Below are 13483 nucleotides of genomic sequence, written 5' to 3'. Positions count from 1 at the left end.
ACAGAGCGCGGTGGTCCGGGGCTCAGCGGCCCTCGACCGGGACGAAGTCGCGCAGGACCTCGCCGGTGTAGATCTGGCGCGGGCGGCCGATGCGGGAACCCGGCTCCTTGATCATCTCGTGCCACTGGGCGATCCAGCCCGGCAGCCGGCCGATCGCGAAGAGCACCGTGAACATCTCGCTCGGGAAGCCCATGGCCCGGTAGATCAGACCGGTGTAGAAGTCCACGTTGGGGTAGAGGTTGCGCGAGACGAAGTACTCGTCGGAGAGCGCGTGCTCCTCCAGCTTGAGCGCGATGTCGAGCAGCTCGTCGGACTTGCCGAGCGAGGACAGCACATCGTGGGCCGCGGCCTTAATGATCTTGGCGCGCGGGTCGAAGGACTTGTACACCCGGTGGCCGAAGCCCATCNNTCGAGGCGAACATGTTCGCCTGCGAGGAGCCGACCAGACGCACGGTGGAGGTCGAACAGTTCTGCTCGTGGTCCGCGTGCAGGATGAGCAGCTTCTCCAGCGCCGAGACGACGACCGGGTCCGGCACGTACTCCTGGGCGGGGACCGAGAAGGTCATGCGCAGGAAGTTCTCGACGTAACCGAGGTCGTTGCGCGGGTAGACGAACGGGTGACCGATCGACTTCTTGTACGCGTACGCCGCGATGGTCGGCAGCTTGGCCAGCAGCCGGATCGTCGAGAGGTGACGCTGCTCCTCGTCGAACGGGTTGTGGCTGTCCTGGTAGAACGTGGACAGCGCACTGACGACCGAGGACAGCATGGCCATCGGGTGGGCGTCGCGCGGGAAACCGTCGAAGAACCGCTTGACGTCCTCGTGCAGCAGCGTGTGCTGGGTGATCTCATTCTTGAAGGCCGACAGCTCGTCGACCTTCGGAAGCTCACCGTTGATGAGCGTGTACGCGACCTCGAGGAACGTCGATTGCTCGGCGAGCTGCTCGATCGGGTAGCCGCGGTACCGCAGGATGCCCTGCTCGCCATCGAGATAGGTAATGGCCGATTTATACGCAGCGGTGTTGCCGTATCCGCTGTCCAGCGTCACCAGGCCGGTGTTCGCCCGGAGCTTCCCGATGTCGAAGCCCTTGTCGCCGACGGTGCTGTCGATCACCGGGTAGGTGTACTCGCCATCGCCGTACCGCAGTACTACAGAGTTGTCGCTCACGTCATCCCTCACCGACGTAGTGCCTCTTCTTCGAGGTTCCCTGACTGTCTCTACCCTCCCCCATTTGGCTCAGGAGAGTGCACTCGGGGTCGTCCATTGGACCTACTCGCGGCACTGAGTGCCGCGAGCTTATTCATCCTGCCCCCTTGACTGCGGTTCCGGAAGACCTCCGTGATGTTTCCCACCGATTTGATCGATCATTTTTTCGGCGGATCCTCCTTCCGTACCTCCCTGAAGCCGGTAATCCAGCGCTGTACAACGTCTGCCTGCGGAAACCGTGCGGACCGCCTGCCCGATCGCCTGCCGGGAGCCGACCAGCACGACGAGCTTCTTGGCCCGCGTCACAGCGGTGTAGAGCAGGTTCCGCTGGAGCATCATCCAGGCGCTCTTGGTGACCGGGATGACGACGGCCGGGTACTCGCTGCCCTGGGAGCGGTGGATCGTCATGGCGTACGCGTGGGACAGCTCGTCGAGCTCGTCGAAGTCGTACGGGATCTCCTCGTCCTCGTCCGTGAGCACGGTCAGCTTCTGCTCGTCCACGTCGAGGGCGGTGACCACGCCGACCGTGCCGTTGAAGACGCCGTTCTCGCCCTTGTCGTAGTTGTTGCGGATCTGGGTGACCTTGTCGCCGACCCGGAACACCCGGCCCCCGAACCGCTTTTCGGGCAGATCGGGGCGGGCGGGCGTGATGGCCTGCTGGAGCAGACCGTTGAGGTGGCCGGCGCCCGCCGGGCCGCGGTGCATCGGAGCGAGTACCTGCACGTCACGGCGGGGGTTCAGACCGAACTTCGCGGGGATGCGGCGGGCCGCGACATCGACCGCGAGCACGCCCGCGTCCTCCGTCTCGTCCTCCACGAAGAGGAAGAAGTCGCTGAGCCCCTGGGTGAGCGGCGGTACGCCGGAGTTGATCCGGTGGGCGTTGGTGACGACGCCGGACTGCTGGGCCTGGCGGAAGATGGTGGTCAGCCGGACCGCCGGTACGGGGCCGCCGTCGGCGAGCAAATCCCGCAGCACCTCCCCCGCGCCGACCGACGGCAGTTGGTCGACGTCCCCGACGAGCAGCAGATGGGCACCGGGTGCCACCGCCTTGACGAGCTTGTTGGCGAGCAGCAGATCGAGCATCGACGCCTCGTCGACGACGACCAGATCGGCGTCCAGCGGGCGGTCCCGGTCGTACGCCGCGTCGCCGCCCGGCTTCAGTTCCAGCAGCCGGTGCACGGTGGAGGCCTCGGCCCCGGTCAGCTCGGAGAGCCGCTTCGCCGCCCGGCCGGTGGGCGCGGCGAGCACCACCTTGGCCTTCTTGGCACGCGCCAGCTCCACGATGGACCGGACGGTGAACGACTTCCCGCAGCCGGGCCCGCCGGTCAGCACGGCGACCTTCCGGCTGAGCGCGAGCCGCACGGCGGCCTCCTGCTCGGGCGCCAGCGTCGCGCCGGTCCGGCCCGCGAGCCATTTCAGGGCCTTGTCCCAGTCCACGTCGCCGAAGGCCGGCATCCGCTCCTCCGGCGTCCGCAGCAGCCGCCGCACCTGGGCGGCAAGGGCGATCTCGGCGCGGTGGAAGGGCACCAGATAGACGGCGGTGACCGGCTCGCCACCCTCGGGCGAGGGCACCTTCTCCCGTACGACGCCCTCCGGGTCCTCGGCGAGTTCGGCGAGGCACTCGATGACCAGCCCGGTGTCCACCTGGAGCAGCTTCACCGCGTCGGCGATCAGCCGCTCCTCGGGGAGGAAGCAGTGCCCCTGGTCGGTGGACTGCGACAGCGCGTACTGGAGTCCGGCCTTGACCCGTTCCGGGCTGTCGTGCGGGATGCCGACCGCCTGGGCGATCTTGTCGGCGGTGAGGAAGCCGATGCCCCAGACGTCGGCGGCCAGCCGGTAGGGCTGGTTCTTCACGACGGAGATCGAGGAGTCGTCGTACTTCTTGTAGATACGGACGGCGATGGAGGTCGAGACGCCGACGCCCTGGAGGAAGACCATGACCTCCTTGATCGCCTTCTGCTCCTCCCAGGCGGCGGCGATCATCTTCGTCCGCTTCGGACCGAGCCCCGGTACCTCCACCAGCCGCTTCGGCTGCTGCTCGATGATGTCGAGGGTGTCGACGCCGAAGTGGGTGGTGATCCGGTCGGCCATGACGGGGCCGATGCCCTTGATCAGGCCGGAGCCGAGGTAGCGGCGGATGCCCTGGATGGTGGCGGGGAGGATCGTCGTGTAGTTCTCGACGGTGAACTGCTTGCCGTACTGCGAGTGCGAGCCCCAACGCCCCTCCATCCGCAGCGACTCGCCGGGCTGTGCGCCCAGCAGCGAGCCGACCACGGTGAGCAGATCGTTGGCGCCGCGTCCGGTGTCGACGCGGGCGACCGTGTACCCGTTCTCCTCGTTGGCGTAAGTGATCCGTTCGAGGACCCCTTCGAGGACGGCCATGTTCGGCATGGTGGACATGTGCTGACGCTACCGGTTCCCTCGGACAGGCGGTCCGGGCCGGGCGCCCCTCCCGAGGGGCGCCCGGCCTTCCCTGGGTCTTCCTTACGGACGCCGTCCCTTCGTGTCCACCACGGCCCGTTCGAGAACGGCGGAGGTGGACAGGACCTGCCCCGCCTCGATGCTGTCGGTGGCCCGCGTCGCGACGCTGCGGCTGCCGATGAGTTGCAGGCTCTTGCTGTCGAAGATCAGCTCGTCACGGAGCCCCGGGTTGTACGCGTCGTAGCGGGCGACGGCCACGCCGTGGTGCCCGGCGGCGTTCACGGCGTCGGGCACCACGACCACCCCCTTGATCCTCGCGGCGGCGCGGAACAGTGCGGCGCTGACGTCCGGCGGCATCAGGGACTCCTTGACGAGGTCCCCGACGCGTACGAACGCGTCCTGGTCGGGATTCCGCTCCGTGTCCCCCGAGTCCCCCGAGTCTCCCGAGTCCCCTTGGGAGCGGAGCCACTTCAGCATCGCGTCCGCATCGGTGGGCAGGGTCTGGAGGTGCCGGTAGTTGGTGCTCTGCCCGTAGCCGAGCTCGCCCGGCGCGGAATCGCGCTCCAGCACCTCGTTGTCCAGGTTGCCGCCCGGTTCGCGGAGCAGCCCGGGACGGGTCCCGTCGACGGAGAGCCACACCTCGCGCCGGTGCAGGGCGGCGAGCTTCGTCTCGATGCCCTCCCCCACGGTCGCGGCGGCCACCCGGCTGCGGACGTAGACGAACTGGTCGTCGCGGATGGTGTCGCCCGCCGGTGAGTGCGCCGCGACCGTCGCGATGCGGTCGAGCAGTTCGGCCGCACCGCCGGTGGTGTCCGCGTTCACCTTGGGCGCGAAGGCGTACGTCGCCCTGCCCTCCCGCCCCACCGGTGTCTCGGGACCGTCCGCCCCGGTCATCGCGATCCCCGCGACGACCGCGAGTGCCAGCGCTCCCGCGAGAGCCGGGCCTGCGACGACGGGCCGCAGCCACTTGCGGCGGCGGGCGGTCCTCGCCTCCTCTGCCTCCGGAACGGGGGTCTGCCGGATCTCTCGCATCAGGTGCTCCTTGAGATGACGGTGGCGGCCCGGTGGAAGGTCCTTCTCGGGGAGCGACGTGTTGTCGTTCATCGGTTTCCCTCCTGAATGGGCTGGGCCGCGTTCGTGCGGCCATCTCTCACCTGTCGCGGGCGGCCGAGCGGTTCCCTGTTTGCGGCGGTCTGATTCCCGGCGGTCTGATTCCCGGCGGCCTTCGCGAGTTTCCTTCTGGCTCTGGAGAGCCGGGAGCGGACCGTGCCCCGCGGAATCCCGAGCGCCTCGGCGGCGGACGCGTAGTCGAAGCCGGACCACACACAGAGCGCGAGCACCTCGCGTTCGCCGCGCCGCAGGGTGTCCAGCGCCAGCCGTACCGCGCCCAGCAGTTCCGCGTCGTCGACCCGGCTCGCGACCTCGTCGGCGAAGTCGCTCACCGGGGTGCCCGGGGGCAGCCGCGCGATCGCGGCGGCGTGCCGGCCGGCGGCGCGCCGGGTGTTGCGTACGACGTTCGTCGCGACGCCCAGCAACCAGGGGCGCACCGAACCCCCTTCGGCATCCACCCGGCCCCGCAGCCGCCAGGCCTCCAGGAACGTCAGCGAGACCACGTCCTCAGCGGTCGACCAGTCCCCCGTCAGCCGGAACGCGTGGTTGTACACGGAGCGTGCATACCGGTCGAACAGCTCCGCGAAGGCGTCGTCGTCCCCGTCCCGGATCCGGGCCCGCAGTTGTGTCTCCATGACCTTTGACCTGTCCGGGAGCTAGGGGCGGTTCCCGTGACTCACGTCACAGGGCCGAGGGCGACCAGTCGCTGGACCTCAGCGGTGTCAAGGCGGGGTCGGTGTCGCAGAGCTTCACCACCGTCCCCGGAACGAAGTGCACGGTGACGTACGCCGTGGCCGGCAAGCCCGCCGGTCCGCCGGTCCGCCGACGGTGAAATCGGGCAAGGTCCTCATCAACGGCCAGAACTTCCAGGACTTCACCTTCGGCATCACCGGCAAGACGTACACGGACATGGGCTACGTCTACCGGCAGGTGAACTTCGCCGCCACCAGTCCACCGCGACGCCGGGGTTCGCCAGTTCGGTCAACACGGCCTACGGGCCCGTACTCGACGACGTCACGGACGTCGCCTGCCCACCGTGCCCCTCCTGCGGCTGACGTCGCGGCAGCCGCAGGGGCCGGTCATCTCAGCCCGCCACCGCGGTCAGCGAGCGATGGTGCTTCGGGGTCTCGATCTCATCGATCAGCGCGACCGCCAAGTCCGCGTAGGGGAAGGTGGTTTCGCCCTCAGCGGCCAGCAGCACCTGGTTGCCGCCGATCCGGTAGTGGCCGGTCCGCGGGGCCTCGGCGTCCAGGAAGACGGGCGGCGGGGCGAGCACCAGCCAACTGATCTCCGTCTCCGCCGCCCGGAGAACGTCGAGTTCCGCCGCATGCCCGAGGGAGAAGGCGAGCCCCTCCTCCGGGAATCCGGGGGTCTCGTGCACCGCCACTCCGGGCGCGACCTCCAGCGTGGTGCCGATCCCGATCAACACGAGCCGGCCCACCCCCACACGGCCCAGACCGTCCAGCAGGGCGTGCGCCGCGCTCACATAGAACTCATCCGCCGGCACATCGAGCCGGCCGGCGGCACTGATCGCCGCGTCGTGCCCGGCGGCGGCCTCCGCGACGCTGTCCGCCCGCGTGACGTCACCGGCGACCACGCTCACGCCGTCACCTGCCAGATCCCCGTACTTGGCCACGTCCCGCACGACCGCGGTGACCTGATGGCCACGGGAGACAGCCTCGGCGACCGCATGCCGGCCCGCGCGTCCACCCGCTCCGAAGATGACGATCCTGCTGCTCATGGAGTTCCCCTCGCCAAGGCCAGCGGACCGCCGGCCGACGCAGCGGACGCTAGCCCCGCACCCCATGGTTTCCGCAACGATAGTTACGTACGCTGGCCAGGGTGAGCCAACCACTTGATCCCGAAATGTTCACCGGGTGCTCCCACACGGCCTCACCGTTCCGGATCGGCGGCAAATGGACCGCACAGATCATCAGGTGCCTGGAGGCGGGACCTCGCCGCTTCTCCGAACTGGAGATCCCGCTGCGCTCCATCACACCCAAGGTCCTGACCGAGACCCTGCGCGCGATGGAGCGGGACGCACTGATCACCCGAACCGTCCACGCGGGCGTCCCGGCCCCGGTCACCTACGAACTGACCCCGCTCGGCCTCACCCTGCTCGCGCCCATGGCCGCCTGCTGCGCGTGGGCGGCGGAGCACCTGCCGACACTGCTGGACGCACGGGGGGCACACAAGGAACGCGCCTCCGTACCGGAGCCCGAGGAGTCCGTCGCGCAATGAACCGGGCCGCCCTTCAGCGGCCTTTGCCTACCGGTCCCGTCCGGATCCTACTCGTCGAGCACGTGCGCCACGGCCAGGGCGATGCGGTCGATCCAGTTGATCGCGTCCGTCACGTCGGGCTCGGAAATGGGGCGTCGTCGCTTCAGATCGCCGGCCACCAGATCCGCATCGTGCGCGATCTTGTTGCGGCGGGTGGTGATGCTTGAGAACTGCGCCCTCAGCGTCTTGTCCGTGTACGCGGTGCGGCCGCCCTGCCAGGTGTTGATCTGGGTGGCCGCGCACTGCCAGATGTTCTTCTCGGTCACGAGCTTCAGCGCCTTGGAGATGGCATCGACATGCTGAAGTGAGGCATTGCCCCACTTCTCCTTTACGTGGTCGACGACTACTTCGGGCAGCGTGACATCCCCGCGCTGCACCGCCTCGACCCGGTGCAGGGGGATCTCGTAGTTGCGGAGCTGGAGCGGCATGTCGGGGCTGTCCCTGGCCGCCAGATCGGCAACGCGGCAGAAGAGTTCCTCGTGGAACCAGTGGTCGATCGCAGCCACGGCCTGCACCCAGGCGGCGCGATAGAAGTCGTCGACATCGACCGCACCCGGCTGGAAGGGTGCCAGATAGCGCCCCGCGTCCACCATCTTGCGGGCGTAGGCGATGTTCGTGGTGAACGCCTCGAACTGGCTGGTGCTCGGCCTGGGAATGGCCATCGGGCAAACCCCCGTACTGTCATATGTTCGCTGAGCTGCGTGAACAGGCTTGATGACAGTCGGGGGCTCGTCAAGCAGGTGGCCGAGTCACCCGCCGTCGATGTCCGGTTCTCGACGTTGTGGCCCGTACCTGCCCGGATCGGTCCCCATCGCGCTCAGCCGCGAGCCCCGGCTCTCCGCGACCCGTTTGACCTCCCGCAACGACTCCGTCAACCGGCTTGCGAGGAAGTGGAGTTCCACCCCGGTGACCTTCCGGTCCGCCAGGAGGTCGGCGGCGTGACCGATCAGGTCGCCCGCCATGCCGAGTTGGACGCTCTCGATGCCGTCCGCCATCCGCGACACGTACCCGGCGCCGTCCCCGATGACGTAACACGGCTTGCCGTCCTGCCCCGTCCAGGGCAGCTCCCTGATCCCGTCCACCTCGCGCCTGCCCCCGCTCATGCGGTGACCTCGGCTCCACGGATGACCCGAGCGCCGTCCGCCCCGCACGCGGCGATCCACAACGTCCTGCGGCGCGCACGGCGGCACCGTTCCTCGGCCATGCGCCGCTCGTGCGCGACGAGGTACGGGCGTACGAGCGGACTGTCCTCGCCTCGCGGGGGACGCTCGCCGGTGCGGTACGCGGTCGGCCCGCTCACGTAGTCGCAGGAGTACGGGTACAGGTAGAGGTCCCGCTTCCGCTTCCGCCGGTTTCGGCACCGCACCAGCGACTCAAGGAGCCGGGCGATAGCGTGCTTCATGTCAGCCTGCTTTCTCAGGGTGGCCATGCCCCCGGACCGTTCACCTCGGTCGCGGGGGTCTTCGTCTCTCGATCTCGATGACGAGTTCACTGCGTTCTGTAGCGAACCCATCACAGAGTGGGGTCGGAAGTGGCTACGCTGCCAGGGGTTGGGGGATGACAGTGCGCAGGTCAGGTCAGGGAGTTGAGGCCGCATGGAGATCACCCGGAAGCCGCGTACGCCGCGCGAGAAGTACGGGGAGGAGCTGAGGTTACGGCGGATCGCCGCCGGGCTGACGCAGGAGGCCCTGAGTGAGCAGGTGGTCTGTTCCCCCACGCTGATCAGTCATTGGGAGGCGGGGCGGCGGCTGCCGAAGCCGGACGACGCCCGGCGCATCGATATCGCGCTGAACACTGACGGTTTCTTCGTCCGCTGGCTGGCCGACCTGGACTCGAAGTTCGCCCGGTACTTCACGGTGGTAGCCGAGTTGGAGCGCGAGGCTACGGAGATTCGCCAGTACGGCGGCGCTCTCATCCCCGGTCTACTCCAGACGGGAGCGTACGCCCGTGCCGTGTTCGAGGCATATCGCCCGAACTACTGCCCGGAGGAACTTGACGAGTTCGTTGTCAGCCGCGCCAAACGCGCCCAACTGCTCAGTAAGTCGTCGACTCCGGTCGCCTGGACACTGCTCGACGAGGCCGCGCTCAGGCGTTGTGTCGGCGGACCGCACGCGATGGCGGAGCAACTGCACAAAGTGGCGGACATGGCCGAGGCCGGTCGCCTGCGGCTGCACGTACTGACCCTCGCATCCGGCGCACACGCCCTCCTGGAGAGCATGGTCTACCTGCTCAACTTCGCGGATGCCGCTCCGGTCTCGTACGTCGAGGGTCTTCACACTGGGCACCTGATGGATGATCCGGCGTCGGTGGCGGCATGCCACACGTCCTACACTCTCGCCCTGAGCGACGCGGCCCCGCAACGGGAGTCGTTGGCCCTCGTCAGAGCCATCGCGGAGGAGCACGAGCATGCACAACACCAAACCCAGCATTGACGACAGGTCACTGAACGGATGGCGCAAGTCGAGCTACAGCGGTGGGGCCAACGGCGAGTGCCTTGAGGTCGTCGACGGCTACGCCGCCGTCCCCGTACGCGACAGCAAGGCGGGCCGGACCGGCCCGACCGTCGTCTTCTCCGCAGGCGGCTGGGCGTCGTTCGTCGAAGCGGTCAAGGACGGCTACCTCGCCACCTGATCACGCACCGCGCCCCGGCGAACTCACCCTCACTACATTCAGGTTCGACGGGGCAATGTCACGCGCGGGACAGAAATGCCGCGCGCAAGCCCTGGTCCCTGAGGAGCCCCAGGGTCTCCTCCTCCCCGTCGAAGAGGAGATCCGCGGCCGGGTGACCGGACTGGTGGAACATCGAAGCCAATACGTCGGCGAGCGGGCGGTTCCATGCGATGCGAACCACCTCCGCGGCCTTACCGTGCTGGCCCCGGTCCGTGGCGATGCGCCAGAGCTCGACCGATTGCTTGGCTGTTCCGTAGGCAGTCCTGCGTCCCTCGACAAGGACTCCCCGGGTGTTGAGGCCGAACACCTCTATGCATGCGGCGCCCTGAGCAGTCAGGCTCTTGTACGTGCAGAGCGGCAGTACCAACCGAAGGTGGTTCAACGGGTCCTGGAGCGTGGGGTCGAGGAGGAGCGGACTACCGTCCTCCTCGGCGCGCGGGAACTTGTTTCGCTTCTGGTTACTGTTGCAGTACGAGCAGGCCAGCAGATGGTTGAGCCAGTCGAAAGTGCGCAGCGGGGCGAGGCTCTTCGGCTCGAAATGGTCGATGTCCGTGCCCTGCCCGTCACCGCAGTATATGCAGCGCTCATGGCCGGGAGCCATGTCCGCGAGAGCAGCGCTGAGTTCACCGTATACGCGACGACGTACGGTGGTGTGACCCCACAAATCTGCCGCCTTGGCCTTACGGTCAGGCTCCGCCGCCTCCGAGATCTGCTGGGTGTACGCCTTCAAGTGCGCCGCAGCGCCAGAGGGTAACTCGGTACGTCTCAGTCGGATCACTGCGAGTCGTCACCCTCTCCGTCCTCGATCTCCCCGGCAATCCGCTGAAGCTGGACGGACATCTCGTGGACGCGTGCTGTCGGCGAGCTTGAGAGCAAGCTCTTCAACTCCTTGTACCGCAAGACCGTCTCGGGTGAGGCGTCACCGTCGTACACCTTGGATTCCAGCGCCACGAACTCGGCCCGGACGTGCTCTGCCCTCTCGGAGTACGGAGTGTCGAGGCCGAAGAGGTCGGAGAGGACCGCGTCGTCACCACTGCCGTAGACCACGCGCTCGTACAGGTCCTCTGGGACTACCTCGGGAGCGGCATCTTCGTCCACACCCGGCAGGCGGATCAGTCCACCGGGATCGGCGGCCTGGCAGATGTACGGGCTGTGAGTCGTCACGATGAACTGGATGTTGGGAAAGTGCGAAGTCAGCCACGGGCCGATGCGCCGTTGCCAGGAGACGTGGAGATGGGCGTCGATCTCGTCGATGATCACGACGCCGGGGACCTGGAGGAGGCTTGGCCCCTCGCCGTCTCCGGCGAACACCTCGTCACCGAAGGCATCGTGAATCTGCCTCAGCAGGTCGACCACCAGCGCTGCCACGGTTCGGAAGCCGTCACTCATCTCCCGCAAGGGGTATCGGTGCCCGTCGCGTGTGACCCACAGTCCCTCGGAGTCCACCTCCTCGACGCGGTACCCGTCGGGAAGGAGCCCGTCTCCCAGGACGGAGAGCGCTGCCTCCTTGAGAGCCGTGGCGCCCTCACGCCCTTCCAACGCACGTAGATGCTGCTCGATCAGCCAGCCGACGCCTTCGGCCAGCGACGCATCCTCGTGAAACAGGCTCGCTTGCCGGGCTACGGGCCCCGATGCCAGCATCAGCCGCTGCACCTCTCCCGAGCCTCCGGCCATCCGTCGGAAGGGCCCGTACGCGGCACAGAACCAGCCCCTCGGGTTGTCGGCCCAGGGACCACGCTGAGCAGGGCTCGCGTTCTTGGCAGTCGAATACTTGCGTTCGGTCAGCGCCGGCTGGGCCGCCTTCCGGCCTCCGACGCCTTCGGCTGGAGCAGTCCATTGCAAGCCCACCCAGAAACTGTTCTTGGGGGTGCTTCCCGAGGCGGTGAACTTGTCGAAGGTCGTATCCCTGACGATCTTCGCCAGGGCGCTGCCGTCGGCCGACCCGCGTGCGATCCAGTTCTCGAAACCCTGGACCAGCCCCCGCGCGGGCACCGGCCCGCTCAGCGCCAAGGCCAAGGCCCGCAGCAACGTCGTCTTCCCGGCCCCGTTACGGCCTGCCAGAACCGTCCAGCCGGCATGCGAGCCGTCCGGGCGGGTCAGCGTCAGGTCGACGGTCCGCGAACCACGGAACGACTTGATGTTCTCGACGAACACGCGGGAGACGTACATGGGTGACGGTTCCGTCCGGTGGGAGAGGGGCGGCTATTCCGGTTCCGCGTCGGCCGGGACCTCGCCGCCCAGTGCCTCGGCGATCGCCGCGAACTCGCTGAGCGCCGCCTGAAGGTCCTGGACGATCTCGGCGGCGATCACCTCGGGCGGCAGAAGGCTGTCCGCGTCCTCAAGGGCGGGGTCCTTCATCCAGGTGAGGTCGAGGTTGACCTTGTCGCGCTTGACCAGTTCGTCGTACGTGTACGCCTTGAACCGGCCGGTTTCCTCGGCGGAGGTGTCCACCCGGTCGGCCGGCTTCTCGCCGTACGCCTGGACGAAGTCCTCCAGGTCGGCACGGGTCAGTGGGCGCTGCTTGAGGGTGAAGTGCTTGGCGGTACGGAGGTCGTACACCCAGACCTTGGTGGTGTGCGGCTTGCCGTCGGCGCGGGGGGTCTTCTTGTTGAAGAAGAGAACGTTGGCCTTCACGCCGCCCGCGTAGAAGATGCCGGTGGGCAGCCGCAGGATCGTGTGGAGGTCGAACTCGTCCAGCAGGCGCCGGCGAATCCTCTCGCCTGCGCCGCCCTCGAAGAGGACGTTGTCGGGGAGGACGACGGCCGCCCGGCCGTCGATGGCCGTCAGCGACATGATGTGCTGGAGGAAGTTGAGCTGCTTGTTGGTGGTGGTGGCGCGGAAGTCGTCACGGTCGTAGGAGATGTCCTCCCTCTCGGCCTTGCCTTCCGATCCGATGATGGTGATCGCCGACTTCTTGCCGAAGGGCGGGTTGGCGAGGACCAGTGAGGCGTGCTTGGCGCCCGGCTTCGTGGCGAGCGCGTCGCCGATGTCGATCAGGCTCTTGCCCTCGCTGCTGCCGATGCCGTGGAGCAGGAGGTTCATCGCGGCGAGGCGGGCGGTGCCGGGGACGAGTTCGTTGCCCCAGATCTTGCGACCCTCACCGAGCGCGAGGCGCTCTTCCCTGGTGAGGTCCTTCATGTGGTGCTTGCGGATGTAGGAGTGGGCGGCGATGAGGAAGCCACCGGTTCCGCAGGCGGGGTCGGTGATGGTGTCCTCGGGCCGGGGGCGCATCACCTCGACGATCGCGTCGATGAGCGGGCGGGGCGTGAAGTACTGGCCGGCGCCGGTCTTGGTGTCCTCGGCCCCCTTGGCGAGCAGCCCCTCGTACGCGTCGCCCTTCAGGTCCGCGTCCCCGACCGTCCAGTCCTGCTTGCCGATGAGGTCGACGACGAGCTTTTCGAGGAGGGCGGGCTCGGTGATGCGGTTCTGGGCCTTGGTGAAGATCGTGCCGAGGGTGGTACCGGGGCGAGTGCCGAGGGCGTCGAGCACGTTGCGGTAGTGGAGTTCGAGCGCCTGGCCCTTCTTGCTGGCGAGGGACTTCCAGGCGTACGCCGTCGGCACGATCTCGGCGGCGTCCGCCTCGGAGAAGGGGTCCTCGGCGATCTCGTCGACCATCTTGAGGAAGAGGAGGTACGAGAGCTGCTCGACGTACTCGATGGTGGAGAGGCCGTTGTCCCGGAGGACGTTGCAGTAGTTCCAGAGCTTGGCAACGAGGCTGTTGGTGTGGGCTGCGGCCTGCGGGGCCAGCACGATGTTGTCTTCGACGGGGGCGGTCACAGCTCGAACTCCTGCTGTAC

General features: G+C 67.8%; 13 protein-coding genes and 1 pseudogene. 3 read left to right on the top strand and 11 right to left on the bottom strand.

Translation table 11 applies throughout. The features are described from left to right. Positions 1 to 22: 22 nt before the first annotated feature. The 5 genes and pseudogenes from J1C73_RS27595 to J1C73_RS27575 form a co-directional block, all read right to left on the bottom strand. A pseudogene (locus J1C73_RS27595) lies at positions 23 to 1046 on the bottom strand (citrate/2-methylcitrate synthase). A 249-nt stretch (positions 1047 to 1295) separates the two neighbouring features. Next, a complete protein-coding gene (gene recD2, locus J1C73_RS27590; RefSeq protein ID WP_207318767.1) occupies positions 1296 to 3596 on the bottom strand; it encodes an SF1B family DNA helicase RecD2 in 2301 nt (766 codons plus the stop codon). Positions 3597 to 3689: 93 nt separating this feature from the next. Beyond that, positions 3690 to 4730 carry a CU044_5270 family protein gene (locus J1C73_RS27585; RefSeq protein WP_207318763.1) on the bottom strand — a complete coding sequence of 347 codons (1041 nt, stop codon included), beginning with the start codon at positions 4728 to 4730 and terminating at the stop codon, positions 3690 to 3692. Continuing rightward, the gene (locus J1C73_RS27580) at positions 4727 to 5371 is read right to left on the bottom strand and encodes an RNA polymerase sigma factor (protein WP_207318762.1); all 645 of its coding nucleotides are present in this window, start codon (positions 5369 to 5371) and stop codon (positions 4727 to 4729) included. Before J1C73_RS27580 ends, J1C73_RS27585 begins: the two co-directional genes overlap by 4 nt. A gap of 449 nt (positions 5372 to 5820) precedes the next feature. Then, positions 5821 to 6477 (bottom strand): NAD(P)-dependent oxidoreductase, encoded by a 657-nt coding sequence (locus J1C73_RS27575; protein ID WP_207318761.1) that lies wholly within the window; start codon positions 6475 to 6477, stop codon positions 5821 to 5823. A gap of 101 nt (positions 6478 to 6578) precedes the next feature. Between J1C73_RS27575 and J1C73_RS27570 the strand changes: the two genes are divergently transcribed. Next, complete coding sequence (locus tag J1C73_RS27570) at positions 6579 to 6977, top strand: winged helix-turn-helix transcriptional regulator (RefSeq protein ID WP_307797811.1); 399 nt, start codon at positions 6579 to 6581, stop codon at positions 6975 to 6977. 47 nt (positions 6978 to 7024) lie between these two features. Here the strand turns inward: J1C73_RS27570 and J1C73_RS27565 are convergent, their stop codons facing one another. The 3 genes from J1C73_RS27565 to J1C73_RS27555 form a co-directional block, all read right to left on the bottom strand. Beyond that, entirely contained in the window at positions 7025 to 7678 is a 654-nt protein-coding gene (locus J1C73_RS27565; protein ID WP_207318760.1) for a hypothetical protein, read from the bottom strand. 87 nt (positions 7679 to 7765) lie between these two features. Continuing rightward, a complete protein-coding gene (locus J1C73_RS27560; RefSeq protein WP_207318759.1) occupies positions 7766 to 8119 on the bottom strand; it encodes a hypothetical protein in 354 nt (117 codons plus the stop codon). Beyond that, positions 8116 to 8418, bottom strand: a complete 303-nt coding sequence (locus J1C73_RS27555) for a hypothetical protein (RefSeq protein WP_242644783.1) — start codon at positions 8416 to 8418, stop codon at positions 8116 to 8118. The genes J1C73_RS27560 and J1C73_RS27555 overlap by 4 nt, the downstream gene beginning before the upstream one ends. Positions 8419 to 8611: 193 nt before the next feature. Between J1C73_RS27555 and J1C73_RS27550 the strand changes: the two genes are divergently transcribed. Both J1C73_RS27550 and J1C73_RS27545 read left to right on the top strand, forming a co-directional pair. Continuing rightward, a complete protein-coding gene (locus J1C73_RS27550; protein ID WP_207318758.1) occupies positions 8612 to 9448 on the top strand; it encodes a helix-turn-helix domain-containing protein in 837 nt (278 codons plus the stop codon). Beyond that, on the top strand, positions 9423 to 9647 hold the full coding sequence (locus J1C73_RS27545) for a DUF397 domain-containing protein (RefSeq protein ID WP_207318757.1): 225 nt from the start codon (positions 9423 to 9425) through the stop codon (positions 9645 to 9647). Before J1C73_RS27550 ends, J1C73_RS27545 begins: the two co-directional genes overlap by 26 nt. Before the next feature lie 58 nt (positions 9648 to 9705). On the opposite strand, the gene J1C73_RS27540 is transcribed toward J1C73_RS27545, so the two are convergent. The 3 genes from J1C73_RS27540 to J1C73_RS27530 form a co-directional block, all read right to left on the bottom strand. Next, positions 9706 to 10287, bottom strand: coding sequence for an HNH endonuclease (locus J1C73_RS27540; protein WP_207318756.1), 582 nt, complete (start codon positions 10285 to 10287; stop codon positions 9706 to 9708). A 173-nt stretch (positions 10288 to 10460) separates the two neighbouring features. Continuing rightward, positions 10461 to 11855, bottom strand: coding sequence for an AAA family ATPase (locus tag J1C73_RS27535; protein WP_207318755.1), 1395 nt, complete (start codon positions 11853 to 11855; stop codon positions 10461 to 10463). A 33-nt stretch (positions 11856 to 11888) separates the two neighbouring features. After that, the gene (locus tag J1C73_RS27530; RefSeq protein ID WP_307797810.1) at positions 11889 to 13463 is read right to left on the bottom strand and encodes a class I SAM-dependent DNA methyltransferase; all 1575 of its coding nucleotides are present in this window, start codon (positions 13461 to 13463) and stop codon (positions 11889 to 11891) included. Positions 13464 to 13483 lie beyond the last annotated feature (20 nt).

Origin of the sequence: Streptomyces laculatispora, assembly GCF_017353455.1 — a bacterium.
Lineage (GTDB): Bacteria > Actinomycetota > Actinomycetes > Streptomycetales > Streptomycetaceae > Streptomyces > Streptomyces laculatispora.
The sequence above is the reverse complement of the archived record's forward strand: the minus strand, read 5'-3'. Positions and strand labels throughout refer to the sequence as shown.

Coding starts and splice junctions, on each gene's coding strand:
- J1C73_RS27575 (WP_207318761.1), bottom strand. CDS start 6,477: ATGAGCAGCAGGATCGTCATCTTCGGAGCGGGTGGACGCGCGGGCCGG.
- J1C73_RS27535 (WP_207318755.1), bottom strand. CDS start 11,855: ATGTACGTCTCCCGCGTGTTCGTCGAGAACATCAAGTCGTTCCGTGGT.
- J1C73_RS27565 (WP_207318760.1), bottom strand. CDS start 7,678: ATGGCCATTCCCAGGCCGAGCACCAGCCAGTTCGAGGCGTTCACCACG.
- J1C73_RS27550 (WP_207318758.1), top strand. CDS start 8,612: ATGGAGATCACCCGGAAGCCGCGTACGCCGCGCGAGAAGTACGGGGAG.
- J1C73_RS27555 (WP_242644783.1), bottom strand. CDS start 8,418: ATGAAGCACGCTATCGCCCGGCTCCTTGAGTCGCTGGTGCGGTGCCGA.
- J1C73_RS27560 (WP_207318759.1), bottom strand. CDS start 8,119: ATGAGCGGGGGCAGGCGCGAGGTGGACGGGATCAGGGAGCTGCCCTGG.
- recD2 (WP_207318767.1), bottom strand. CDS start 3,596: ATGCCGAACATGGCCGTCCTCGAAGGGGTCCTCGAACGGATCACTTAC.
- J1C73_RS27585 (WP_207318763.1), bottom strand. CDS start 4,730: ATGAACGACAACACGTCGCTCCCCGAGAAGGACCTTCCACCGGGCCGC.
- J1C73_RS27580 (WP_207318762.1), bottom strand. CDS start 5,371: ATGGAGACACAACTGCGGGCCCGGATCCGGGACGGGGACGACGACGCC.
- J1C73_RS27545 (WP_207318757.1), top strand. CDS start 9,423: ATGCACAACACCAAACCCAGCATTGACGACAGGTCACTGAACGGATGG.
- J1C73_RS27540 (WP_207318756.1), bottom strand. CDS start 10,287: ATGGCTCCCGGCCATGAGCGCTGCATATACTGCGGTGACGGGCAGGGC.